Here is a 25,225-nt window from a genome sequence, read left to right on the forward strand (position 1 = left end):
GGGACACGCCCCGCCGCCCCCACCCTCACGTTCGCCGGGGCCTTTCCGGCAGGATGGCCCCATGAGCCTCTACGCGATCCACTACACGTACGACGAGCGCGCCGACGAGCGCGCCGCGCTGCGCCCCGAGCACCTCGCGCACTTCCGCGCCCTCGCGGACGCCGGCAAGGTGCCCGCGATCGGGCGCTACGGCGACGATCTCCACCCCGGCGCGCTCATCATCGTCGACGTCGACTCCCTCGACGAGGCGACCGCCATCGTCACGGAGGACCCGTACGTCCGCGCGGGCCTCGTGCCGGAGCACGGCATCCGCGAGTGGCCCGCCTTCGGCGCATGGCCGGGTCGCGACTTCCCCGCCTGAGAGGCGGTGAGGGGCGCGTCAGCCTTCGTCGGCCGGCGCGTCCTCGTGGCGGTGGTGGTGCTCGCGCGGCAGCGTCTCGCCGGTGCGCGCAGAGACGATGACGGACACCAGCGCGGCACCGCCGATCGCGACCACGATCACCGCCAGCGACATCCACGTCGGGATCTCGGGAGCCCAGGCGACGGGCCGGCCGTCGTTGATGAACGGCAGCGAGTTCTCGTGGAGCGCGCTCAGCACCAACTTGACGCCGATGAACCCGAGCACGATCGACAGGCCGTACGAGAGGTACACCAGGCGGCGCAGCAGCCCCTCGACCACGAAGAACAGCTGCCGCAGGCCCATGAGCGCGAACGCGTTGGCCGTGAAGACGATGTAGGGGTCGTCCGTGAGTCCGAAGATCGCGGGGATCGAGTCGAGCGCGAAGAGCACGTCCGTGGTGCCGATCGCGATCATCACCATGAGCAGCGGGGTGACGAGCCGCTTGCCGTGCTCCTTCACCACCACCGCGGCGCCGCGGTAGCCGTCCGTCGCGGGAAGGAAGCGGCGCGCGAGCGCGACGATCGCGGTCTCCTTGTACTCGACCTCGCCCTCCTCCGCGCCGCCCTCGCGCGCGACGCTGACGGCCGTCCACAGCAGGAAGAACCCGAAGAGGTAGAAGACCCAGGAGAAGGCGTGGAGCGCGGCGGCACCGGCCGCGATGAAGAGTCCGCGCAGCACGAGCGCGAGCACCACGCCGAACAGGAGGACCCGCTGCCGGTACTTGGGCGGCACCTGGAAGCGCGCGAGGATGACGAGGAAGACGAAGAGGTTGTCGACCGACAGCGACCACTCCGTCACGTAGCCGGCGAAGAACTCGATGCCCTTCTGGGGACCCGCCCACGCGAGCATGCCGAGCCCGAACACGACGGCGAGGCCGACGTAGAAGAGCGTCCAGCGCACCGACTCCTTGAAGGGAGGCTCGTGCGGACGGCGGACCACCACGAGGAAGTCGAAGACGACCACCGCGAGGACGCCGAGGATGGTCACCAGCCAGACGGTCGTCGATTCCACCCGATCATCGTAGTGGCGCGGCGCCGCCCGCCCGCGCCGGCCCGCCACGAGTCGCCGGGCACCGCGGCGCCGCGGCTCCGCCTGCTGCTCAGCCGGCGTTGATCATCTGCCGCAGCTCCTTCTTGAGCTCGCCGATCTCGTCACGCAGCCGTGCGGCGATCTCGAACTGCAGCTCCGCCGCGGCCTCACGCATCTGCGCGGAGAGGTCCTCGATCAGCTGCGAGAGCTCCTCCGCGGGTCGCTGCGCGAGCAGGCCGCCGCCCGCCTTGGCAGCCTTCTCCCCCGCCTGTCCGCCGTGCTTCGCGAGCTCGAGCGCCTCGGCGGTGTCCGCCTCCTCGCGCGCGAGCATCTCGGTGATGTCGCCGATGCGCTTGCGCAGCGGCTGCGGATCGATGCCGTTCTCCTCGTTGTACGCGACCTGGAGCTCGCGACGGCGGTTCGTCTCGTCGATCGCCGAGGCCATCGAGTCCGTGATGGTGTCCGCGTACATGTGGACCTCGCCGGACACGTTGCGGGCGGCACGGCCGATGGTCTGGATGAGCGACGTCCCCGAGCGCAGGAAGCCTTCCTTGTCCGCGTCCAGGATCGACACGAGCGAGACTTCGGGCAGGTCCAGACCCTCGCGCAGCAGGTTGATGCCGACGAGCACGTCGAAGCGGCCCATCCTCAGCTCGCGCAGCAGCTCGACGCGCCGCAGGGTGTCGACGTCGGAGTGCAGGTACTCGACCCTCACGCCGCGATCGCCCAGGTACTCGGTCAGATCCTCGGCCATCTTCTTGGTGAGCGTCGTGACGAGGACGCGCTCGTCGCGCTCGACGCGCTGCCGGACCTGCTCGAGGAGGTCGTCGATCTGCCCCTCGGTGGGCTTGACGACGATCTTCGGGTCCACCAGGCCCGTGGGTCGGATGATCTGCTCGACCACGCCGTCCGAGCGTTCGAGCTCGTACTTGCCGGGCGTGGCGGAGAGGTAGACCGTCTGCCCGACCCGCTCCTGGAACTCCGGCCACTTGAGCGGCCGGTTGTCGAGCGCCGACGGCAGGCGGAAGCCGTGCTCGACGAGGGTGCGCTTGCGCGACGTGTCGCCCTCGTACATCGCGCCGATCTGCGGCACCGTCACGTGCGACTCGTCGATCACCAGCAGGAAGTCGTCCGGGAAGTAGTCGAGGAGCGTGTGCGGCGGGGTCCCTGCCGCGCGCTGCTCGATGTGCCGCGAGTAGTTCTCGATGCCCGAGCAGGTCCCCACGGAGCGCATCATCTCGAGGTCGAACGTGGTCCTCATCTTGAGACGCTGCGCCTCGAGCAGCTTGTTCTGACGCTCGAGCTCCTGCAGGCGGTCCCCGAGCTCGCTCTCGATGGTCGAGATCGCGCGGTTCATGCGCTCCTCGCTCGCGACGTAGTGCGAGGCCGGGAAGATGTGCACCTGCTGCCGGCGCTCGACCACCTCGCCAGTGAGCGGGTGGAGCGTGTAGAGCGCCTCGACCTCGTCGCCGAACATCTCGATGCGGATCGCGAGCTCCTCGTACACCGGGATGATCTCGACGGTGTCGCCCCGCACGCGGAACGTGCCGCGCGTGAACGCGAGGTCGTTGCGGGAGTACTGCATCTGCACGAACTCGCGCAGGAGCGTGTCGCGATCGACCACGTCGCCGACGCCGAGCGTCACCATGCCCTCGATGTACTCCTCGGGGGTGCCGAGGCCGTAGATGCAGGACACCGAGGACACGACCACCACGTCCCGACGCGTGAGCAGCGAGTTGGTCGCCGAGTACCGCAGGCGCTCGACCTCCTCGTTGATGGACGAGTCCTTCTCGATGAAGGTGTCCGTCTGCGGCACGTACGCCTCGGGCTGGTAGTAGTCGTAGTAGCTGACGAAGTACTCGACGGCGTTGTTCGGGAGCAGGTCGCGGAACTCGTTCGCGAGCTGCGCGGCGAGCGTCTTGTTGTGCGCCATGACGAGCGTGGGACGCTGCAGCCGCTCGACCAGCCACGCCGTGGTCGCGGACTTTCCGGTACCCGTCGCGCCCAGGAGCACGACGTCCTGCTCGCCCGCCTGGATGCGGCGCGCGAGGTCGTCGATCGCCTTCGGCTGGTCGCCGGACGGCTGGTACTCGGACACCACCTGGAACGGTGCCTCGCTGCGGCGGAGGTCGGGGCTGCTCATGCGACTACGGTACGCCGCGCCTCCGACAGCGAACGCCGCTCAGCGCGGGACGTGGAGCGCCCAGAACGCGTCGACCTGGGAGTCGAGGTCCGCGACCCTTCCCGACCCGTCGAGCACCGCATCGGCCGCCGCCTCGCGCTCGGGATCCGAGGCCTGCGCCCTGATCCTCGCGACCGCGTCCGCCTCGGTCATGCCGCGCAGCTCGACCATGCGGCGGATCCGGACGTCGTCGGGCGCGGCCACCGTGACCACGAGGTCGAAGTCGTGCCCCTGGCCGCTCTCGACGAGCAGCGGGATGTCGTGGACCACCACGTCGACGCCCTCGCGGCGGGCCTGCCGGTCGGCGGCCGCGCCCATCGCGATGACGTACGGATGGACGATGGCGTTGAGGCGCTGGCGCGCGTGGTCGTCCGAGAAGACGACGGAGGCGAGCGCCTGGCGGTCGAGCGCGTGGTCGCGGATGACCCGGTCCCCGAACTCGGAGACGATGTCGACGAGCGCGGCGGACCCCGGCTCGACGGCGCGACGGGCGAGCACATCGTGGTCGACCACACGCGCGCCGAGCGCGCCGAAGCGCGCCGCCGCGGTGGACTTGCCCGAGGCGATCCCGCCGGTGAGACCGATGCGTAGCACGGGCAGAAGTGTCACACGCTGGGCTGACGCGCGCAAAACCGCCCGGACGCGACGAAGGCCGCCACCCCCGGAGGGATGACGGCCTTCGTACGGGAACCGGTTAGTTGCCGGTCAGCTTCTCGCGAAGCGCCGCGAGGCGCTCGTCCGAGGCGAGCGTGCCCATGTCGGTCGACTCGTCGTGCGACGAGTACGACGCGGGGGCGTCGCCCTTGCGGCCACCCTTGCGGGGGGCGGCGGCAGCGGCCGGCGCAGCGGTCTCGGCCTCGGCGGCCTGAGCGTCCTGCTTCGCGACGAACGCCTTGTGCGCCTCCCAGCGCTCGTGCGCCTTGGCGTACTCGGCCTCCCAGGCCTCGCGCTTCTCCTCGAAGCCCTCGCGCCACTCCTGGGTCTCCGGGTCGAAGCCCTCGGGGTACACGTAGTTGCCCTGAGCGTCGTACTCGGCGGTCATGCCGTAGAGCGCGGGGTCGAAGTCCTCGCCCTGCGGGTCGACACCCTCGTTGGCCTGCTTGATGGACAGCGAGATGCGGCGACGCTCGAGGTCGATGTCGATGATCTTGACGAAGACGTCCTCGTCGGCCGACACGACCTGCTCGGGCAGCTCGACGTGGCGGGTCGCCAGCTCCGAGATGTGCACGAGGCCCTCGATGCCCTCGAAGACGCGCACGAACGCGCCGAACGGGACGAGCTTGGTGACCTTGCCCGGGACGATCTGGCCGATCGCGTGGGTGCGGGCGTAGACCGCCCACGGGTCCTCCTGGGTCGCCTTGAGCGACAGCGAGACGCGCTCACGGTCCATCTCGACGGTGAGGACCTCGACCTCGACCTCCTGGCCGACCGAGACGACCTCGGACGGGTGGTCGATGTGCTTCCACGACAGCTCGGAGACGTGCACGAGGCCGTCCACGCCGCCGAGGTCGACGAACGCACCGAAGTTGACGATCGACGAGACGACACCCTTGCGGACCTGGCCCGGCGCGAGCGCGGTGAGGAACGACGAACGGACCTCGGACTGGGTCTGCTCGAGGAAGGCACGGCGCGACAGGACCACGTTGTTGCGGTTCTTGTCGAGCTCGATGATCTTCGCCTCGATGGACTGGCCGATGTAGGGCGCGAGGTCGCGCACGCGGCGCATCTCGACGAGCGAGGCCGGGAGGAAGCCGCGGAGACCGATGTCCACGATGAGGCCGCCCTTGACGACCTCGATGACGGTGCCGGAGACGACGCCGTCCTCTTCCTTGATCTTCTCGATCGAGCCCCACGCGCGCTCGTACTGCGCACGCTTCTTCGAGAGGATCAGGCGACCCTCCTTGTCCTCCTTGGTGAGGACGAGCGCCTCGATGGTGTCGCCGACGTTGACGACCTCATCCGGGTTGGCGTCGTGGCGGATGGAGAGCTCGCGCGAGGGGATGACACCCTCGGTCTTGTAACCGATGTCGAGGAGGACCTCGTCACGGTCGACCTTGACGATGGTGCCCTCGACAAGGTCACCGTCGTCGAAGTTCTTGATGGTCGCGTCGACGGCCGCGAGGAAGTCCTCTGCGGTACCGATGTCGTTGATCGCGATGCTGGACTCGGGGGTGGAAACGGACATTAAGGAATTGCTCCGGTGGACAGGGAATCGTATGGATAGTGGTGGCCGGGCACGCGGGCGCGCCAGACCAACGGATATCCTACCTCGTCCGGCAGGTGCGGGGCAATGCGGCTCGCACCTCTCGGCGCGTCGCTACAGCCCGCGTGCGGCGGACAGCAGCTCCTCGGGCACCCACTTGGTCTTGCCCATCATCGTGTCGAAGGGCTCGAGCACGATGTGGTTGCCCTGCAGCGCGGTGAACTTGTGCGACTCCCCCGCGACGATCCCGTCGATGGCGGCGACTCCCATCCGGGTGCCGAGCAGACGGTCGGCCGCGGTCGGGACGCCGCCGCGCTGCACGTAGCCGAGCGTGGTGAGACGCGAGGTGAAGCCGGTCGCCGCCTCGATCGCCTTGGTGACCTCGTGCCCGATCGAGCCCGCGATCGGGTTGCCCTTCGCGTCCAGCGTGGGCTTGCCGCTCCAGTTCGAGCCCTCGGCCGGGATGGCCCCCTCGGCGACGGCGACGATCGAGAAGTTCTTGTAACGGTGACGGTGCTTGATCCGCTTGGCGATGACGTCGATGTCGAAGGGCTCCTCGGGCGCGAGGATGATGTCCGCTCCGCCGGCGATGCCCGCGGTCACCGCGATCCATCCCGAGTGACGGCCCATGAGCTCGACCACCATGACGCGGTTGTGCGACTCCGCCGTGGAGTGGAGCCGGTCGATCGCCTCCGTCGCGATCGACACCGCGGTGTCGAAGCCGATCGCCGCATCGGTGCCGACCACGTCGTTGTCGATGGTCTTGGGGATGCCGATCACCGGGACGCCGAGCGCCTTCGAGACCTTGCCCGCGGCCTTGAGCGTGCCGTCGCCGCCGATGCAGATGAAGCCGTCGAGCTTCTCGTTCTCGAACGTCTCCTGGACGGCCTCCATGCCGCCCTCGACCTTGTGCGGGTGGCAGCGGGCCGTGCCGAGCATCGTGCCGCCGTGGACGAGGATGCCCGAGACGTCGTCGCGCGTCATCGGACGCGCGTCTCCGTCGATGACGCCCTGCCACCCGTTGTTGAATCCGACGATCGAGCAGCCGAGCTCGGAGGTCCCCCTCTTCACCACCGCCCTGATCGCAGCGTTCAGGCCGGGGCAGTCTCCGCCGCCCGTGAGAAGTCCGATTCGCATGGCACCACCCTAGTGTCCGGCGGTGCGCCAGTCACCGCCCTTTCCGACGTTGACGTCGAGAGGGACGCTGAGGTCGCCTGCGGCGTGCATCTCCTCCCTGAGGATGGTCTCGACCGCCGCGCTCTCTCCGGGGGCTGTCTCGACCACGAGCTCATCATGCACCTGAAGTACCTGGCGCGATGCCAGACCTTCGTCCTTGAGCCGGCGCTCCACGCCCAGCATCGCGCGCTTGATGAGGTCCGCCGCGGAGCCCTGGATGGGGGCGTTGAGCGCGACCCGCTCCGCGATGTCGCGGCGCTGGCGGTTCGAGGAGGTGAGGTCGGGGATGTAGCGCCGGCGCCCGAAGATGGTCTCGGTGTAGCCGTCGCCCCTGGCCTTGTCGACCACCTCGCGGAGGTAGTCGCGCACGCCGCCGAAACGCGAGAAGTAGTCGTCCATGAGCGCCTGCGCGGCGCCGACGGGCAGACCCAGCTGGCGCGCGAGGCCGAACGAGGAGAGACCGTACGCGAGCCCGTAGGACATCGCCTTGACCTGCGAACGCATCTCCGACGTGACGTCCTCCGGGGCGACGCCGAACACGCGGCTGCCCACGAAGCGGTGCAGGTCCTCGCCGCGCTGGAAGGCCTCGATGAGCCCCGCGTCGCCCGAGAGGTGCGCCATGATCCGCATCTCGATCTGCGAGTAGTCGGCGGTGAGAAGCGTCTCGTAGCCGTCCCCCACCACGAAGGCCTCGCGGATGCGGTGACCCTCCGGCGTGCGGATCGGGATGTTCTGGAGGTTGGGGTCCTTCGAGCTGAGGCGTCCGGTGGCCGCGACCACCTGCGAGAACGTGGTGTGGATGCGCCCGTCGGGCTGCACCGACTGCGCGAGCGTCTCGATGATCTGCGACAGCTTGGTGGCGTCGCGATGCGCGAGCAGCGCCGTGAGGAACGGGTGCGGCGACTTCTCGCTGAGGTCGTGCAACGACGAGGCGTCCGTGGAGTAGCCCGTCTTGATCTTCTTGGTCTTGGGCATGCCCAGGCGGTCGAAGAGCACCTCCTGGAGCTGCTTCGGGGAGCCCAGGTTGACGCGGTCGCCGCCGATCGAGGAGTAGGCCTCCTCGGCGGCGCGCTCCGCCCGCCCGCGCGCCTCGTCCGCGAGCGACCCGAGCTGCGCGGTGTCGACGGCCATGCCCGCGTGCTCCATGCGCGCGAGGACGCTCACGAGCGGGATCTCGAGCTCCGCGTAGAGGGAGGCCATGCCGCGCTCGTCGACCATGGGGTCGAGCACCGCGGCGAGAGCGCGCACGTGCGCGGCGCGCTCCCCCGCCGACTCCGCGGGCGAGCCGCCGAGCCCCAGGTCCAGCTCGCCCGCCGCGGCGCCCGCGTCGAGCGAGAGGCCCAGGTGCCGCTGGAGGATCTGGTCGAGCTCGAAGCCCCGCTGATCCGGGTTCACCAGGAACGCGGCGATCTGCGTGTCCCCGACGATGCCGGAGAGGTCCCAGCCGCGCGCCTGGAGCGCATGCCAGGCGTCCTTCGCGCCGTGCAGCACCTTGCCCACCTCCGGATCCGCGAGCCAGGCGGCGAGCGCCTTCTCCTGATCCGGGCTCAGCGCGGTGAGGTCCACGGCCCACGCGGCGTCCGCGGCGTCCGTGACTCCGAGCGCCCAGGCATCCGCGTCGACGCCCGCGCGACCGTCGACGTGGACGGCGACCGGTCCGGCCATCGCGGTGATCGCCTCGACGGCGCCCTCGGTGCGCACCACGACGGCCGTGGCCTCCGCGGGCTGCTCCGCGGCCGCATCGTCCGCGAACGGCAGCAGCCGGTCGCGCAGCGTGCGGAACTCGAGCGCATCGCACACCTGGTGGATCGCGGCGGCGTCGGCCCCCGCGTACTCGAGGTCGGCCAGGGGCACCGCCACCTCGAGGTCGGTGAGCAGGTGGTTGAGCTCGCGGTTGAGGCGCACCTGGTCGAGGTGGTCGCGCAGGCTCTGGCCGGCCTTGCCCGGGACATCGTCCGCGCTCTCGAGGATGCCCGGCAGCCCGCCGTAGACGCCGATCCACTTCGCGGCCGTCTTGGGCCCGACCCCGGGCACGCCCGGCAGGTTGTCGCTGGTCTCGCCGACGAGCGCGGCCATGTCCGGGTACTGGTCGGGGCGCACCCCGTACTTCTCCTCGACAGACGTCGGCGTGAAGTGCACGAGGTCGGAGACGCCCTTGCGCGGATAGAGCAGCGTGACGTCGTCGTTGACCAGCTGGATGGTGTCCCGGTCGCCAGACACGACGAGCACGCGCAGACCCGCCTCGCGACCGAGCCTCGCATACGTGGCGAGCAGGTCGTCGGCCTCGTACCGCTCCTTGTCGACCGCCGTCACCCGCAGCGCGCCGAGCATCTCGCGGATGAGAGGCACCTGCGGCTCGAACTCCGGCGGCGTCGCGTCGCGCGTGCCCTTGTAGGACGGCAGACGCTCGGTGCGGAACGTGCCGCCGGGAAGGTCGAAGGCGACCGCCACGTGCGTGGGCTGGTGGTCCTTCATCAGCGTCGCCAGCATGGTGCTGAAGCCGTACACGGCGTTGGTCGGCACACCGGTGGCGGTCGCGAAGTTCTCGACCGGAAGACCGAAGAACGCCCGGAAGGCCATCGAGAGGCCGTCGACGAGCAGAAGAGTTCCCTTGGTGGATTCGCTCACAGGTGCCAACCTATCTTCCATGTCCGACGCCGAGACCTTCCCGCCGCCGCTGCCCGAGGACGGGCTGATCTCCCGGATGGGCATCTCCATCCTGAGCATCACCCCCGACATCGCCGTCGGGACGATGCCGGTGCACGGGAACACGCAACCCTACGGCCTCCTCCATGGCGGAGCGTCCGCGGTGCTCGCCGAGTCGCTCGGGTCGCTCGCGGCGATGGCGCATGTGCTGACGATCGACCCCGAGGGCGTCGCGGTCGGGGTCGATCTCAGCATCACCCACGTGCGCAGCGCGCGCGAGGGGCTCGTGACGGGAACCGCCACGGCGCTCCACCTCGGCCGCTCCATGGCGTGCTACGAGATCGAGATCACGGACGAATCGGGCGCCAAGGTTGCAGTTTCGCGTCTTACCTGTGCGTTGAAAACACGCCGGTAACACGGCCGGTCTAAGGTGTGGGCCAACTCGGAGGGGAGAACGGTGTTCACCAGACCTGACAAGCGGCTGTACCGGGCCGCCGGCTTGCTGCTCATCGCAGCGGCCGCATTCATCATCGCGACGCTCTTGCTCGGCGGAGGTCCCGCCGATGCCGAGACCGTCGAGCCCGTGGCAGCGGGCACGCCTACGGGCACCCTGATCATCCAGAACGTCATCAACGGCCTCGCCTTCGGCGTGCTCCTCGCGCTGGCGGCGGTGGGCCTGTCGCTGATCTTCGGCACCACGGGCCTCAGCAACTTCGCGCACGGAGAGCAGGTGACCTTCGGCGCGCTGCTGACCTTCTTCCTCAGCACCAACGAGCAGGTCACCATCCCGCTCATCCCGGGCTCGTTCAGCATCGGGCTGCCGCTGTGGCTCGCCGCGATCATCGCGGTCATCGTCTCCGCCGGCACGGGCTGGCTCCAGGACAAGCTCCTGTGGAGCCCGCTGCGCAGGCGCCGGGTCGCCGTCCTCCAGCAGATGGTGGTCAGCATCGGTCTGTCGCTCGCGCTGCTCAACCTGCTGCAGTGGTGGATGGGCGCGAGCCGCCACCGCCTCACCAACGCCTCCGGCGGCCGCATCACCTTCGGCGACTTCTACATCGGCACGCAGACGCTGATGTCCGTGATCATCGCGTCCATCGCGCTCGTCGCGGTCGCGCTGTTCCTGCTGAAGACCCGCCTGGGCCGCGCGACCCGCGCGATCTCGGACAACCCGGCCCTCGCCGCCGCCTCCGGCATCCGCGTGGACTCGATCATCCGCCTCGTGTGGGTGATGTCCGCGGCCCTCGCCGGCCTGGGCGGCATCCTGCTCGCGCTGTTCGACAACGGCGCGGGCTTCGACTCCGGCGCCCGCATCCTGCTGCTCATGTTCGCCGCCGTCACGCTCGGCGGCCTGGGCCAGGCCTTCGGCGCGCTCGTCGGCGCCATCGTCGTCGGTGTGGTCTCCGAGGTCTCGACCGTGGTCATCGCCCCCGACATGCGCTACGCGTCCGCGCTGGCGATCCTCATCATCGTCCTGCTCGTGAGACCGCAGGGCATCCTGGGTACGAAGGAGCGGGTGGGCTGACATGGACATCCTCATCAATGCGCTCGAGCAGATGTTCACGCCTGCGACCGCGGCGTTCGCGATCGCGGCCATCGGCCTGAACTTCCACTTCGGCCTCACCGGCCTGCTCAACATGGGCCAGGCGGGCTTCATGCTGCTCGGTATGTACGGCTACGCGATCTCCGTCCGCGAGGGGCTGCCCATGTGGGCCGCGCTGCTCGTCGCGATGGGCGCCGCGATCCTCTTCGGGCTCCTGCTCGGCTGGCCGACCCTGAAGCTCCGCGGCGACTATCTCGCCATCGTCACCATCGCGGCCTCCGAGATCGTGAGGTACGTCGGCCGCTCGAACACGCTGGTCGACGTCACCGGCGGCTCGCTCGGCATCAAGGGCAAGGACTACAAGGGGCCGCTCGAGGGCCTCTCCCCGTTCGCCGACGAGCGCATCACCGTCGGCCCGTTCACCTATCACGGCTCGGCCTCCGACTCGTGGTGGCTGCGCGTGGTCGCGTGGACGCTCGTCGCGCTCCTGCTGCTCGCGTTCTGGCGCCTGTCGAACTCGCCCTGGGGCCGCGTGCTCAAGGGCATCCGCGAGGACGAGGACGCCGTGCGCTCGCTCGGCAAGAACGTCTACTGGTACAAGATGCAGGCGCTCATCATCGGTGGTGTCATCGGTGCCCTCGGAGGCGTCATCTGGGCGCATGGATCCGCGGTGGTCGCCGATGCGATGGGACGTCCCACGACGTTCTGGGTGTGGACCATCCTGCTGCTCGGCGGCGCCGCCACGGTCCTCGGACCCGTGGTCGGATCCGTGGTCTTCTGGGCCGCGCTGTCGCTCGTCAGGGCCGTCGCGAAGGCGTTCATCCCCGAGTCCATCCTGCCCTCCACCGCCATCGAGCCCTTCGGACTCATGCTGGTCGGCGTCGCGCTCATCGTGATCGTGGTGTTCAGACCGCAAGGAATCCTCGGCAACAAGAAGGAGCTTGCGTTCCATGCCTGACACCACTGTCCTGGACGGAGTCGCCCACGAGCCCGGCGTCGCCAAGCCGGACCCGATCCTCGTGGCCGACGGCATCGTGCGCCGCTTCGGCGGCCTCACCGCGGTGAACGTCGACCACTTCGAGGTTCAGCGCAACACCATCACCGCGCTCATCGGCCCCAACGGCGCCGGAAAGTCGACGTTCTTCAACCTGCTGACGAGCTTCGACACGGCACAGGAGGGCGCCGGCACGTTCGACGGCATGCCGCTGCGCAAGGTCGCCCCTCACAAGGTGGCGCGCAAGGGCATGGTCCGCACGTTCCAGCTCACCAAGGCGCTCGAGGGCATGTCCGTCATGGAGAACATGCGTCTCGGCGCGCAGGAGCAGCCCGGGGAGTCCCTCCTCAAGGCGTTCGTGCCGCCGCTGTGGTCCAAGCGTGAGCAGGAGGTGACGGAGCAGGCGCACGAGCTCCTGCACCGCTTCAAGCTCTACGAGAAGCGCGACGACTCCGCCGGCTCGCTCTCCGGCGGCCAGCGCAAGCTCCTCGAGATGGCGCGCGCGCTCATGTCGAACCCCACGATGGTGATGCTCGACGAGCCGATGGCGGGCGTCAACCCGGCGCTCACCGAGTCGCTGCTCGAGCACATCGTCGAGCTCAAGAACGAGGGCATGACCGTGCTCTTCGTCGAGCACGACATGCACATGGTGCGCCGCATCTCCGACTGGGTCGCGGTGATGGCGCAGGGCCAGCTCATCGCGGAGGGCCCGGCGGGCACGGTCATGCAGAACAAGGCCGTGCAGGACGCCTACCTGGGCGAGCACCACGACACCGACCTCTCGGAGGACAACTGATGAACGCTGCAAGCCAGGACGTGCTCATCACGGCGGATGACGTGTGGGCCGGCTACATCCCGGGCGTCAGCATCCTCAACGGCTGCTCGCTCGAGGTGAAGAAGGGCGAGCTCATCGGCATCATCGGCCCCAACGGCGCCGGCAAGTCGACGTTCCTCAAGGCGCTCTTCGGCCTCGTGCCGGTCACCGAGGGCAAGTTCGTGCTCGACGGGGACGACATCACCAACCTGCGTGCCGACCAGCTGGTCAAGCGCGGCATCGGGTTCGTCCCGCAGACGAACAACGTCTTCCCGTCGCTGAGCATCCTCGAGAACCTCGAGATGGGCGCCTACCAGCGCCCGCAGGCGTTCAAGGAGCGTCTCGAGGTCATCGGCGACCTGTTCCCGGTGCTCATCGAGCGCAAGAACCAGCGGGCGGGCTCGCTCTCCGGCGGTGAGCGCCAGATGGTCGCGATGGCCCGGGCGCTCATGATGGACCCGAAGGTGCTGCTGCTCGACGAGCCGAGCGCCGGCCTGTCCCCCGCCCGCCAGGACGAGACCTTCGTCCGCACGCGCGAGATCAACAAGCACGGCGTCACGGTCATCATGGTCGAGCAGAACGCTCGCCGCTGCCTGCAGATCTGCGACCGCGGCTACGTCCTCGACCAGGGCACCGCCGCGTACACCGCGACGGGCCAGGAGCTGCTCAAGGACCCCAAGGTCATCGAGCTCTACCTCGGCACGCTGGGCGCGTAGCGCCCCGCAGCCTCGAAGGCCCGGCTCCCCTCGCGGGGGCCGGGCCTTTCGCTTGCCCCCAGACCGCCCGTACGCGGTGCATCGTCCTGGCGGGACATGAGGGTCGTTTCCAGGCCGGATCCTGCTCTCATGTCCCGCCAGCGCGCACGGACGATACGGGGCGGTGCGTCGCGATGCGCGGAGGGGGCGGCGGTTCGCGCGTGAGCCGGACTCGGGCCAGGGGCGGGCTCAGACGGGGACCCGGTCTCGAGCGTGGGCTCGCGTGGCGCATCGTCCTGGCGGGACATGAGGGTCGTCTCCGGGCCGGATCCTGCACCCATGTCCCGCCAGCGCGCACGATGCCCGTCGCCCGGGCACGCAGAAGGCCCCCGGGGCGAACCCCGGGGGCCTTCCAGACCTAGGTCAGGTGGTCAGGCGATCACTCGCCGGCCGACCACTCCACCTCGTCCACGCGCGAGATGTTGTTCTCGTCGTCGTACTCCCACACGCCGATGACCGCGGCGGTCGGGTCGTTCTCCTCGTTGAAGGGACCCGAGAGCGACAGCGCCTGGTAGTTGATGGTCTCACCCGCGAGGATGAGCTCCGAGCACTCGACCCAGCCGGAGCACTCCGTGCCACCGTCGGCACCCGAGACCGAGGCCATGTTGGCCTGGATGGTGTCGGGGTCCGAGGCGCCACCCTGGAGCGCCGCGAGGGCGACCAGCATGACGGCGTCGTAGGACTCGTTGGCGTAGGACACGTCCTCGAGCTCCGAGCCGTTGGCCTCGTCGAGCAGGGCCTTGAACTCGTCGGAAGGCGCCGAGCCCGGGATGGTGCCCTTGCCGCCCGCGAGCGTGCCCGGCGCGAAGGTCTCGCCCCAGTTCGAGGTGTTGCCATCGCTCATGTAGACCTTCGACATGTCGTAACCGGCGTCGAAGATCGCGGGAACGATCTGCGAGGTCACGTCGAAGGCGATCATGAGGATCGCGTCCGGGTTGGTGGCCAGCGCCGCCTCGACGTTGGCGTTGAAGTTGCCGCCCGCCGGGTCGACCTCCTCGCCCGAGGTGCCGTAGGTGATGGTGCCGCCGGCACCCTCCACGCGCTCCTGGACCACGTCGCGGAACGAGACGCCGTAGTCGTCACCCTGGACCAGGATGGCGATGTTCGAGGCGCCCTCGCCCATCATGAGGTCGGCGACCGCAGCACCCTGCGCGGTGTCCGGCGGAGCGGTGCGGAAGTAGTACTCGGAGTAGCCGCTGAGCGAGGTCGAGGTGTTCGCAGGCGACACCATGACGATGCCCGCCGCGTCGACGTCGTCGAGGACCAGCAGGGTGGAGGCCGACGAGGCCGCACCGATGATGGCCGACACCCCGGCGTTGATGAGCTCGGAGATCGACTGGTCACCGATGGTCGGGTTGTTCGCATCGCCGGAGTCGGTCTCCATGAGCTCGACGTCCTGCTCGAAGAGGCCGCCGGCCTCGTTGATCTCGTTCACCGCGACCTTGACGCCGGCAACCTCCGGCGGGCCGAGGAACGCGAGCGAACCGGTGACCGGCAGGAAGCTGCCGATCTTGAGGGCCTCGCCCGACGGGGCGCTGCCGCCGTCGGTCGCGTCCGAGCTCGAACCACCGTCGCTCGAGTCAGACGAGCACGCGGCGAGGGACAGAGTCGCGACGGCGGCGAATGCCGCGCCACGGGCGATGGAATTCCATCGTGCCATGTTTACTTCCTCCCACTTCGGCGGGGAAATCCCGCCTCGGTCACAGCACCGAAGGGTGTATCCCTCCGGCGGTAACCGTCACGCTAGCGAAGGAAGATTTCGCGTTCGCGTCGTGTCCATCACGATTTCGTGACTAAAGTCCGCGCGCACTTGGGCGTTTACGCTACTTTCCGCCCATCTGGTCGATGACGGCCTCGGCGACCTCTCGCATCGTGAGACGGCGATCCATCGAGGTCTTCTGAATCCAGCGGAAGGACTCGGGCTCGTTGAGCTTCATCTTCTCCATCAGAAGGCCCTTGGCGCGCTCGACCTTCTTTCGGGTCTCCATGCGCTCGTTGATATCCGCGATCTCATTCTCGAGCGCGCGGATCTCGATGTACCGCGACGCCGCGATCTCGACGGCGGGCAGCAGATCGCCCGGCGTGAAGGGCTTCACCACGTAGGCCATCGCGCCGGCGTCGCGCGCACGCTCGACCAGCTCGGTCTGCGAGAACGCGGTCAGCAGCACCACCGGGGCGATGCGCTCCTTCGCGATGAGCTCGGCGGCGGTGATGCCGTCCATCACGGGCATCTTCACGTCCATGACGACCACGTCGGGCTTGTGCTCGCGCGCGAGCTCCACGCCCTCCTCGCCGTTGGCGCCCTCGCCGACCACGTCGTAGCCGCCCTCGCGGAGCGTCTCCACGATGTCCATGCGGATGAGCGCCTCGTCCTCGGCGACGACCGCACGGCGCGCACGCTTAGGGGCCTGGGTCTCCTGCTCCGTCATCGGAGTGTCAGTCTCTTCAGTCACAGGCGCTAGCCTAGTGCCCTCGCCCCGGTAGCCCAACTGGCAGAGGCACGCGGCTCAAACCCGCGGTGTTGTGGGTTCGAATCCCACCCGGGGTACTCCTCCGCCCGACGCTGCGACACGCCGCGCATCGACCGGGACCTCCGCGTGGGATGCTCGGAACGTGACCACGAACAAGCCCTCCGCTCGCCCGCTGCACATCGCGCTGGTGGCGCACGACCACAAGAAGACCGAGCTCCTCGAGTGGACCTCGTTCAACAAGGGATCCCTCGCCCGTCACCACCTGTACGCGACCGGCACCACGGGCACGATGCTCCAGCACGAGCTCAACCTGCCCGTCCACCGCTTCCTCTCCGGCCCGGTCGGCGGCGATCAGCAGATCGGCGCCAAGATCGCCGAGGGCGCGCTCGACATGCTGATCTTCTTCTGGGACCCGCTGGAGCCCCAGCCGCACGATCCCGACGTCAAGGCGCTCCTGCGCCTCGGCGCCCTGTGGAACATCCCCATCGCGTCGAACATCGCGACCGCGGACTTCCTCATCTCCTCTCCCCTGTTCACCGAGGGCTACGTGCGCAAGGTCCCCGACCTCGGCCCGCGCGACTGGGAGGCCATGCGGGAGGCCGGCGAGGCGTAGAGCGCGTCTCAGACGGCCACGACGGGCGGCGACGCCAGCAGGTCCTCGGTCGCACCTGCGACGCCGGCATGGCGCCAGGCCAGACGCGCCCGGTGGTCGCCGAGATCGACCGCGAGCGACGCCTCGTCCTCCCCCGCGCTCCAGCGCATCGAGAGCACGCTGCCCTCGAGCGAGAAGGTGAACTCTGCGTCGAACACCGGCAGCCGGGACCGCAGGGCGCAGAGCGCGAACAGCGCGCGCACCACGGGACGCTCGAGGTCCGCCGCGACCTCTGAAGCGGTGTAGCGGTGACGGTTGATGTCGCGTCCCACCCCGCTGGCCTTCAGCAGCGCGACGTCGTTGCGGCCGGCCAGCGCGCCGACGTAGTACACCTGCGGGATGCCCGGGGTGAAGAGCTGGATGGCGCGGGCGGCCAGGTAGGCCCGGTCGTCGGCGCCCAGGGCGTCGTAGAACGTGCAGTTGACCTGGTAGAGGTCAAGATTGGAGGCGGCGGCGCCGGTCGCCAGCCGCGATGAACCGCCCGAGGCCTCGTGGATCCGTTCGACCAGCGCGTCGAGCTCGGCGGGCGGGAGCAGGCCCGGCGCGTCGGGCGCGGTCTGGTCCGCGCCCACGTCGATGATGCCGATGCCGTCGTGCGTGTCGAGCACCGTCACGGCGTTCGCGGGACGCACCTCGAGCCAGCGTGCGAGCGGCCCCCCGTCCCCGGTGCCGAGGGCGTGGAGCACCAGGGGCGGCAGCGCGAAGTCGTAGACCCGGTCGACCGCCGCCCCGATCTCGACCTGCCGGCGGTAGTACGCGTGCACCTCGACCAGCACCTCGAGGCCGCGGGCCCGCGCATGCGCGGTGAAGTCCGCGATGAACGAGAAGGACTCCGGGGTCATGAAGCACGTGGTCCCGGGGGTCTTGACCGCGTAGCCGACCGCGTCGAGCCGGACCAGGGTCGCGCCGGCGCCGGCGATCGCGTCCAGGATCGAGTCGAGGTACGCCTGCGCGCCCGGGTCGGCGACGTCGATGTCGATCTGCTGCGGCGTGAACGTGGTCCACACGAGCCGCTTCTCTCCCCCGACGTCGTACGGCGTGAACGGCAGCCCCGGCCGCGGCCGGTAGATCCTCGCGAGCTGCTCCTCGGTGGCGCCATCGGGGAACACCGACGCCATCGTGAGGAACATGCCGTCTCGGGGGGACGATGCGCCGTCCCGGCACCAGTCCCGGAAGGCGGCGGAGTCCGCGGAGACGTGGTTGACGATGACGTCGACCATGAGGTCGCGCCCGCTCGCGACCTCCCCGACGTCGCTCCACGTGCCGAGGCGAGGATCCACCTCGGTGTGGTCCACCGGGTCGAAGCCGGCGTCCGCCCCGTCGAACGGGGTGAAGAACGGGAGGATGTGGATGCCGCCGAAGGCCTCGGACCAGGGCGGGGTGCGCAGCAGCTCCGCAAGGCCCGGCAGGTTTCCCGCGAGCCTGTCCGCGTACGTGATGAGCTGGACCGCGTTGCGCGTCATCGCACCCTCCTCGCCAGGCGCATCGTCACGCCTCTCCCACTCTAGGACCGCGTCACCCGGCGATGCCCGGAGGCCCGGGCATGCGGAGGGCCCCGCCGGCGGCTGCCGACGGGGCCCTGCGCAGGTGACGGTGATCAGCGCAGCTGGAACACCGCCGTCGTCCCGTTGCCGGGGCTGTCGCCCGCGACCATCGCGGTGACCGCGTAGCAGCCTCCCGCTCCGGACTTGGGCGTCTTCCAGTTGACGTGGAACCGGTCGCCGGTCCACTTGATCGTCGCGTCGACGGCGACCGCGTCATCGGAGGCCGCCGCCTCGGCCGGGTCCGCGTCGCACGCCATCGGCGCGACCGTGACCTCGACGTCGGCGGGATCGGTGAGCGCCTCGCCCGCGGTGGTGGCGCTGAACTTCAGCGGCACCGTGCTGCCGGCCTTGACCACGTTGGCCCCGACCATGCTCACCGGTGCGTCGAAGCCCGACACCGCGTTGGTGCTGATCCGCAGGAACGTGACCGAGTAGCCCGGGAAGGTGTACTCGAACTGCGGTGCGATGCCGCCGAGGATCGACGTCTCGGGCGAGACAGGCGTCGAGACCCGGGTGTTGGTCGCGCTCGCCTTGGCCACGATCTGGGTCATCTCGGCCTCCGACGCGACCATGCGCTCCCCGAGGTCGATCGCCGTCGTCGCGGCACGCCGCTGCGCGTTGACCACCTTGAGGATGAGGTCGCCCGTCTCGTCGTCCTGGGTGAGGACCTGAGCGAACGGCTCCGTGACCGCATCGTCGTCGAACGAGCCCTCGAGCACGCCGTCCAGGTAGAGGTCCACATGCGTGCCCCTCACCGAGATGGTGATGTCGTACTCGTGACCGGTGTCGAGGCTGCGACCCTCCTGCGCGAAGAGCGTCTCCTTCGCACCGTCGGTCGCCTTCTCGATGACGTGACGGGTGTTGTTCCACCCGCCCAGGTTCCACCAGTAGAAGTTGCCGGCGTCCTTGACCCCGAAGCCGATGAGGAAGCCCTCGGCGCCCTCGAGCTTGGTGGCCTTGAGGTTGAGGTCGTAGTCCTCCGCCTCGAAGTCCGGCGCCGACACCAGGGTGTTGAGGGCGCTCGTGCTCGACTGCACGTAGGCGCCGTCGGTCACGGCCCAGTCGCCGATGCCCGCGAGCGAGCTCCAGCCGTCGGCGTCGCCGTCCTCGAAGTCGTCCTCGAAGATGACGTTGCCGTCAGGGTCGGTCACCACGATGTCGTCGTAGCTGGCCGCGGTCGCCCAGGTGGACAGGCCGACGGTGCCGCCGACCGGGGTCGGCTCGATGACGTCTCCGGTGGCGTCGGTCGGGATCACCCGGTCGCCCACGTTGTTCATGAAGAGCTTCTGAACCTCGTAGTCGGCCGAGCCCCACGACTCGTCGTTGTCGAACCAGATCATGTCCGGCGACCACTGGTAGTGGTTCGCGTTCGCGAGCAGCGGGGCGTAGGACGCCATCTGCACCACGTCGGCGTTGCGCTCGAGACCCGTCATGTAGGCGGCCTCCGACAGCGCGTTGAACCAGCGGTTGTCGAGCGAGGCATACTCGCCCAGCCAGACCAGCGGACCCTCACGGTCGTACGAGTCGTACCGGTCGTTGTTCTGGAGGAACCAGTTGGGGCTGTTGTAGTAGTGCTCGTCGACCATGTCGACCCCGGCCGCGACGTTCTGCTCCCAGTGGAGGTCGAACGCGAAGCCCTGGTCGTCCGGACCCGAGTTGCTGATCACCATGACGTCCGGGTAGACCTCCTGGATCGCGTCCCGGAACTGCACGAAGATCTCGATGAACTCCACCGGGTAGTTCTCCTCGTTGCCCACCTCGAGGCGGTCGAGGAAGAACGGCTCCGGGTGGCCCATCTCCGCCCGCAGCGCGCCCCACTCGGTGGTGACGTCGCCGCGCGCGAACTCGATGAGATCGAGGGCGTCCTGGATGTGACGGTCGATCAGCTCCTGGTTGTCGTACTCGCCCGACCGCAGCGACTGGCCGCAGCCGTTCATGAGCGCCGGCACCACCGGCACCGCCATGGCGCCGATGTCCTCCGCGAACTGGAAGTACTCGAAGTAGCCCAGGCCGTAGGACTGGTTGTAGCCCCAGAAGTTGGTGTTGGTGGCCCGCTCCTCGACCGGTCCCACCGTGTCCTTCCACTGGTACGAGCGCGAGCGCTCGTAGTCCGAGTCCTCGGAGTAGTCCTGGTGGCTGTCGACGTTGACGATGCAGCCGCCGGGGAACCGGATGAAGCCCGGGTCGAGCGCCTCGATCTTCTCCGCGAGGTCCTTGCGCAGGCCGTTGGTGCGGCCCTTGTAGGTGTCCTCGGGGAACAGCGAGACCATGTCGAGCCGCAGCGTCCCCGTGCCGCCCGCCTGGACGTCGAGACGTCCCGAGGTGCTGGTGGCCGAGGCGGTGAGCACGCCCTCGTACTTCGCCCAGCCGTCGTCGCCGACGGTGAGCTCGAGGGTGTCGGACAGCGCCGTCCCGTCCGCGGACACCAGGGAGACCGCCAGCGGGGTGCCGGACTCCGCGGTGGTGCGGGCGAACACGGAGAAGTCGTACAGGTCGCCCTCCTGAAGGGCCACGCCGTCGAATCCGCCGTTGCGCACGCCGAACGTTCCGCCGTCCGCGCTGTCGAGGTCGACCTGGAGGTACGTGCGGTTGCGCTCGTTGAGACGCTCGTCGTCGTTCACGGTGGTGGCCGTGCCCGCGCCGTCGCCGGTCGCCGTGGTGGACCACGCCGTCATGCCGGTGTAGGACGAGTTGTCGATGGGCAGGAACTCGAACGACCGGTTGCGCACGAGCTCCGCGTAGAGCCCGCCGTCCGCCGCCCAGTTGATGTCCTCGAAGAACACGCCGTACATCGAGTCCTGGATCTCCGCGCCCGTCGCCGCATCGTCCACCGTGATGGTGTACTCCGCCGGCTCGTCGTCGGGGTAGGCCGCCAGCAGCGCCGCCTGCTCCGCCGCCGTGATGGGCAGCACCGTGCCGTGACGCGCGCTCGACGGGAGCTGCGCCGACGGGATCGACATCCAGTCGCCCGAGGCGATGTCGTCGGTCTCGAACAGCATGTAGCCCGCGCCGCCGTGGTAGCTCGGCTGGTCGATGAGCATGTACCAGTGGCCCGGCTGCTCGTTGTCCTCGAACACGGTCGGGCCCTCCCCCTGGGTGAACGTGCCGCCCCACGGGTTGGGCTCGCCCACGCCGATGTGCTCCTGGATCAGTTGCCAGCCCTCGGACGATGCGGTCGGCAGGGAGCCGGTGACCGTCGCGGTGAGGTCGGTGGACATCTCCTGACGGATGGTGAAGTCCGCCTCGTCCTTGATGAACCGGTAGTAGGTGCCGTCGTCCTCGACCACGGTCGCGTCGATCATGCCGCGCCCGGTGCCGCGCTTGACGTCGACCCACTCCTGAGGCTCGGTGAACGTCACGAAGTCGCGCGTGGTGACGTACATCATGCGGTTGTACGAGGTGGTGTAATCACGCGCCGAGGTGTCGGTGGTGTCGTAGAGGTTCGACGCCCAGTAGACGACGTACTCCCCTGCATCGGCGTCGTAGAACGCCTCAGGCGCCCACGTGTTGCCGGCGAACGGGCTCGACACGGTGATGGACCGCTGCTCGCTCCACGTCACCAGGTCGTCCGACTCCCACACGTTGAGTCGGCGGCTGCCGATCTCCTGCGCCGTGCCGAAGTCGTAGCTGCCGTAGCGGTCGAACATGTTGAGGTCCGTCGACAGCATGTAGAAGCGGTCGCCCTCGGGCGAGCGGATGATGAACGGGTCGCGGATGCCCTCCTCGCCCATGGTGGACTGCAGCACGGACTCCGCGTTGTTGAGCTCCTTCCAGCTGGTCGGGTCGTCGCCCTCGCTCACGGCGAAGTAGATCTCCTCGCCGACGGTGCTGGTCTCGCCCTCGAAGTACGGGAAGAAGTAGCCCTCGTAGTCGGCGGCCTCGGGCAGCGGGGTCACCGTGGCCTCGAGCACCTTGACGTCGGAGGCGTCGCCCTTGGTGAGCGTCGCGGTGAGGGTCACGGCCGCGGGGGCCTCGCCGGTCGCGGGACGGGTCACCTCACCTGTGGCGCTGATGACGGCAGCGTCCGAGGTCTCCCAGCTGATGGCCGAGCCGTTGTCGCCCTCGGCGGGCAGCGTGATGTTGCCGCGCACGTCGTCGAGGTTCGGGACCGTGAGCGCGGCGAGGTCGGCCGCGACGGCCTCCTCGTCGGTGAGGTCTCCGACGAACAGCTCCGCGACGTCGTCGTCGGTGAGCGCGTCGGTGTAGATCGCGACGTCGCGCACACCGCCCGCGTAGAGCATGTCGGGGTACGACGAGCGGCCGATGTACCCGACCAGGTCGGTGCCGAAGTCGCTCACGGTGCGCGAGGTGGCGACGGTGCCCACCTTCTCGCCGTCGAGGTAGCCCGTGATGGAGGTGGGCGTGATCACGGTGGTGTACATCTGCCACTCGCCGGGGTCCGTGATCGGGCTGGAGATGCCCTTCGCCGCGTCCGTCGGGGAGATGCCGACCTCGGTCCACCACGGCGCGCTCGCGTCGAGGCTGCCGGTGATGACGGTCTTGAAGCGGCCCTCGGCCGGGGTCGCGGGGTTGAGCAGCCAGTACTGGCTCGGCAGCGTCTCCGTGGTGCCGAAGAACATGGCGGCGTAGTAGCCGGTGCCGGTCTCGTTGCGCAGCCACGTGTTGATGGTGAGCGTGTCCTGGCCGTCGAACATGCCGGTCGGCATCTCGACGTAGGCCGCGCCGCTGCCGTTCGCGCCGCCCGGCAGCTCGAGCACATCGCCGTCGATGCTCGCGCCGGCGCCGATGATCGCCGCGTCGTTGCCGTTCCCGCTCGCGTCGGGCACCGTGGTGCCGTCGCTCGCGGAGAAGTCGTACTGGGCCAGCAGCGTCGCGGAGATCGCTGCGCGAGCCGCTCCTGCCGGATACTGGAGCGCGATCACGAGCGCCGCGATCATCGCCGCCGTGAGCAGCGCCGTGAGACGGCGCCGCTCCCCGATGGTGGATGTCATCTGTCCTCTCCTCCCGAGAATGGCGCGACGACGGGCGCGCTGCATCGCGCGCCGTGCCGTCGGCCGAGGGGTTCCCTTGTTCGGCCTGGCATCGCGCATGCAGCGGCCCGCACGGTCACCCGTCGCCCACCGCCCATGCCCGCGTCCTCCTTGACGCTCGACACCTGCCCTGGTCCCGGACGGAGCCCGTCCGGTCCTGCGCATGTGATCGCTCACCTGCCCGGATCCCGCGCCTCCCCCACTGCCATGTAGGGAGGGATCCGTGCGAATTGTGCGCGTTCACACAGTTACGCATCCTTGCGAGGGTTCGCACGCTTTGTCAATCGATGTAGAAGAAGTCATCCGATCGCATCGTTTCGATGCGGGCCCGCGCTAAGCGGCCGCCCAGGGACGGCGAAGGGCCCCGCCGGCCGAAGCCGACGGGGCCCTTCTGCAGTGCGGAACCGCTCAGCCGCGGACCTGACCGACCTTGTGCACGAAGATCGAGTTGGTGGTGCCGGGCACGCCCACCGGGGTGCCGGACACGACGACCACGAAGTCGCCGTCGACGGCGCGACCCGAGGACTTGAGGTAGCCGTCCACGAGGTTGACCATCGCGTCGGTCGAGTCGACCTTCTCCACGAGCTCCGCCTGGATGCCCCAGGACAGCGCGAGGCGCTTCTGGGTGTCGGCCGAGGGCGTGAAGGCGATCATCGGGGTCGAGGGACGCAGGCGCGACATGCGCAGCGCCGAGTCGCCCGACTGGGTGAACGTCACGATGTACTTGATGTCGAGGTTCTCGGCGATCTCCGAGGCCGCGTGCGTGACGGCGCCACCGCGGGTGTGCGGCGTCGACAGGTACGGCGCGATGCGCGAGTAGCCCTTCTCCTCGGTGTTCTTGACGATGCGGGCCATCGTCTCCACCGTGATGATCGGGTAGTCGCCGACCGAGGTCTCGCCCGAGAGCATGACCGCGTCGGTGCCGTCGAGGATCGCGTTCGCGCAGTCCGAGGTCTCGGCGCGCGTCGGTACCGGCGAGTGCGTCATCGACTCGAGCACCTGGGTGGCGACGATGACGGGCTTCGCCTGCGAGCGGCACAGCTCGATGGCGCGCTTCTGGACCAGCGGCACCTCCTCGAGCGGCAGCTCGACGCCGAGGTCGCCGCGGGCGACCATGACGCCGTCGAACGCGTCGACGATCTCGGCGAGGTTCTCGACCGCCTGCGGCTTCTCGACCTTGGCGATGACGGGGACCGTGCGGCCCTCCTCGGTCATGATGCGGGCGACGTCCTCGTAGTCGGCGGCGTTGCGCACGAACGAGAGGGCGATGAAGTCCGCGCCGAGCTTGAGGCCCCAGCGGAGGTCCTCCTCGTCCTTCTCCGACATCGCGGGCACCGAGACGGCGACGCCGGGCAGGTTGATGCCCTTGTTGTTGGAGACCGGGCCGGGCACGACGCACTTGGTGACGACGTCCGTCTCGGTCACCTCGGTGACCTCGAGGCGGACCTTGCCGTCGTCGATGAGCAGCGTGTCGCCGGGGTTGCAGTCGCCCGGGAGGCCCTTGAACGTGGTGCCGCAGATGTCCTTGGTGCCCTCGACGTCACGCGTGGTGATGGTGAAGACGTCGTCGACCGCGAGCTCGTGCGGACCGTTCGCGAACTTCTCGAGACGGATCTTCGGGCCCTGGAGGTCGACGAGGACGGCGACGTTGCGGCCGGACTCCTCCGCCGCCTGGCGGATGTTGCGGTAGACCGCCTCGTGCTCCTCGGCGGAGCCGTGGCTGCGGTTGATACGGGCGACGTCCATGCCCGCCCCCACAAGCTTGCGCATCTGGTCGATCGGCGCCGTGGCCGGTCCGATCGTGCAGACAATCTTCGCGTTACGCATG

At 69.2% G+C, this 25,225-nt stretch carries 18 protein-coding genes and 1 tRNA gene; 8 read left to right on the forward strand and 11 right to left on the reverse strand.

Features of this window, described 5'->3' with window-relative positions; all coding sequences use genetic code 11:
- The first annotated feature begins 61 nt into the window (after window positions 1-61).
- Complete coding sequence (locus TR42_RS01605; protein WP_042212364.1) at window positions 62-361, forward strand: YciI family protein; 300 nt, start codon at window positions 62-64, stop codon at window positions 359-361.
- An 18-nt stretch (window positions 362-379) separates the two neighbouring features.
- Here TR42_RS01605 and TR42_RS01610 read toward each other — a convergent pair whose 3' ends face one another.
- The 6 genes from TR42_RS01610 to polA all read right to left on the reverse strand — a co-directional run bounded on the left by TR42_RS01610 (window position 380) and on the right by polA (window position 9,639).
- Window positions 380-1,411 (reverse strand): TerC/Alx family metal homeostasis membrane protein, encoded by a 1,032-nt coding sequence (locus TR42_RS01610; protein ID WP_042212366.1) that lies wholly within the window; start codon window positions 1,409-1,411, stop codon window positions 380-382.
- Between the two features lie 88 nt (window positions 1,412-1,499).
- The gene (gene uvrB / locus TR42_RS01615) at window positions 1,500-3,572 is read right to left on the reverse strand and encodes an excinuclease ABC subunit UvrB (RefSeq protein WP_042212368.1); all 2,073 of its coding nucleotides are present in this window, start codon (window positions 3,570-3,572) and stop codon (window positions 1,500-1,502) included.
- Between the two features lie 39 nt (window positions 3,573-3,611).
- Entirely contained in the window at window positions 3,612-4,205 is a 594-nt protein-coding gene (gene coaE, locus TR42_RS01620) for a dephospho-CoA kinase (RefSeq protein WP_042212370.1), read from the reverse strand.
- A gap of 100 nt (window positions 4,206-4,305) precedes the next feature.
- Window positions 4,306-5,796 carry a 30S ribosomal protein S1 gene (gene rpsA / locus TR42_RS01625; protein WP_042212371.1) on the reverse strand — a complete coding sequence of 497 codons (1,491 nt, stop codon included), beginning with the start codon at window positions 5,794-5,796 and terminating at the stop codon, window positions 4,306-4,308.
- Between the two features lie 132 nt (window positions 5,797-5,928).
- Window positions 5,929-6,951, reverse strand: coding sequence for a 6-phosphofructokinase (locus TR42_RS01630; RefSeq protein WP_042212372.1), 1,023 nt, complete (start codon window positions 6,949-6,951; stop codon window positions 5,929-5,931).
- 9 nt (window positions 6,952-6,960) lie between these two features.
- A complete protein-coding gene (gene polA / locus TR42_RS01635) occupies window positions 6,961-9,639 on the reverse strand; it encodes a DNA polymerase I (protein WP_042212520.1) in 2,679 nt (892 codons plus the stop codon).
- Here polA and TR42_RS01640 point away from each other — a divergent pair.
- From TR42_RS01640 to TR42_RS01660, 5 genes are read left to right on the forward strand one after another with little or no spacing between them, the layout of a single operon-like run.
- Window positions 9,638-10,051: a PaaI family thioesterase gene (locus tag TR42_RS01640; protein ID WP_042212374.1), complete on the forward strand. Its 414-nt coding sequence runs from the start codon at window positions 9,638-9,640 to the stop codon at window positions 10,049-10,051. The two genes, polA and TR42_RS01640, sit on opposite strands and share 2 nt — an antisense overlap.
- Window positions 10,052-10,093: 42 nt before the next feature.
- Window positions 10,094-11,158, forward strand: coding sequence for a branched-chain amino acid ABC transporter permease (locus tag TR42_RS01645; protein ID WP_052405494.1), 1,065 nt, complete (start codon window positions 10,094-10,096; stop codon window positions 11,156-11,158).
- Between the two features lies 1 nt (window position 11,159).
- On the forward strand, window positions 11,160-12,134 hold the full coding sequence (locus TR42_RS01650) for a branched-chain amino acid ABC transporter permease (protein WP_042212375.1): 975 nt from the start codon (window positions 11,160-11,162) through the stop codon (window positions 12,132-12,134).
- Window positions 12,127-12,966, forward strand: coding sequence for an ABC transporter ATP-binding protein (locus TR42_RS01655; RefSeq protein WP_042212377.1), 840 nt, complete (start codon window positions 12,127-12,129; stop codon window positions 12,964-12,966). Before TR42_RS01650 ends, TR42_RS01655 begins: the two co-directional genes overlap by 8 nt.
- Complete coding sequence (locus TR42_RS01660; protein ID WP_042212379.1) at window positions 12,966-13,700, forward strand: ABC transporter ATP-binding protein; 735 nt, start codon at window positions 12,966-12,968, stop codon at window positions 13,698-13,700. Before TR42_RS01655 ends, TR42_RS01660 begins: the two co-directional genes overlap by 1 nt.
- Before the next feature lie 418 nt (window positions 13,701-14,118).
- On the opposite strand, the gene TR42_RS01665 is transcribed toward TR42_RS01660, so the two are convergent.
- Window positions 14,119-15,399 (reverse strand): ABC transporter substrate-binding protein, encoded by a 1,281-nt coding sequence (locus TR42_RS01665; protein ID WP_042212381.1) that lies wholly within the window; start codon window positions 15,397-15,399, stop codon window positions 14,119-14,121.
- A gap of 163 nt (window positions 15,400-15,562) precedes the next feature.
- Entirely contained in the window at window positions 15,563-16,168 is a 606-nt protein-coding gene (locus TR42_RS01670; RefSeq protein ID WP_074789055.1) for an ANTAR domain-containing response regulator, read from the reverse strand.
- Window positions 16,169-16,213: 45 nt separating this feature from the next.
- Between TR42_RS01670 and TR42_RS01675 the strand changes: the two genes are divergently transcribed.
- Window positions 16,214-16,287 (forward strand) — tRNA-Leu (locus tag TR42_RS01675).
- Between the two features lie 65 nt (window positions 16,288-16,352).
- Window positions 16,353-16,823 carry a methylglyoxal synthase gene (locus TR42_RS01680; protein ID WP_042212385.1) on the forward strand — a complete coding sequence of 157 codons (471 nt, stop codon included), beginning with the start codon at window positions 16,353-16,355 and terminating at the stop codon, window positions 16,821-16,823.
- Between the two features lie 8 nt (window positions 16,824-16,831).
- Here TR42_RS01680 and gtfA read toward each other — a convergent pair whose 3' ends face one another.
- The 3 genes from gtfA to pyk all read right to left on the reverse strand — a co-directional run bounded on the left by gtfA (window position 16,832) and on the right by pyk (window position 25,224).
- Window positions 16,832-18,325, reverse strand: coding sequence for a sucrose phosphorylase (gene gtfA, locus TR42_RS01685; RefSeq protein ID WP_042212387.1), 1,494 nt, complete (start codon window positions 18,323-18,325; stop codon window positions 16,832-16,834).
- 134 nt (window positions 18,326-18,459) lie between these two features.
- Window positions 18,460-23,358: an alpha-L-arabinofuranosidase family protein gene (locus TR42_RS14500; RefSeq protein WP_074789053.1), complete on the reverse strand. Its 4,899-nt coding sequence runs from the start codon at window positions 23,356-23,358 to the stop codon at window positions 18,460-18,462.
- Window positions 23,359-23,805: 447 nt separating this feature from the next.
- Window positions 23,806-25,224, reverse strand: coding sequence for a pyruvate kinase (gene pyk, locus TR42_RS01695; RefSeq protein ID WP_042212389.1), 1,419 nt, complete (start codon window positions 25,222-25,224; stop codon window positions 23,806-23,808).
- Window position 25,225: the final 1 nt, after the last annotated feature.

It is taken from the genome of Demequina mangrovi (genome assembly GCF_000759715.1).
In the GTDB taxonomy this organism is placed as follows: Bacteria; Actinomycetota; Actinomycetes; order Actinomycetales; family Demequinaceae; genus Demequina; species Demequina mangrovi.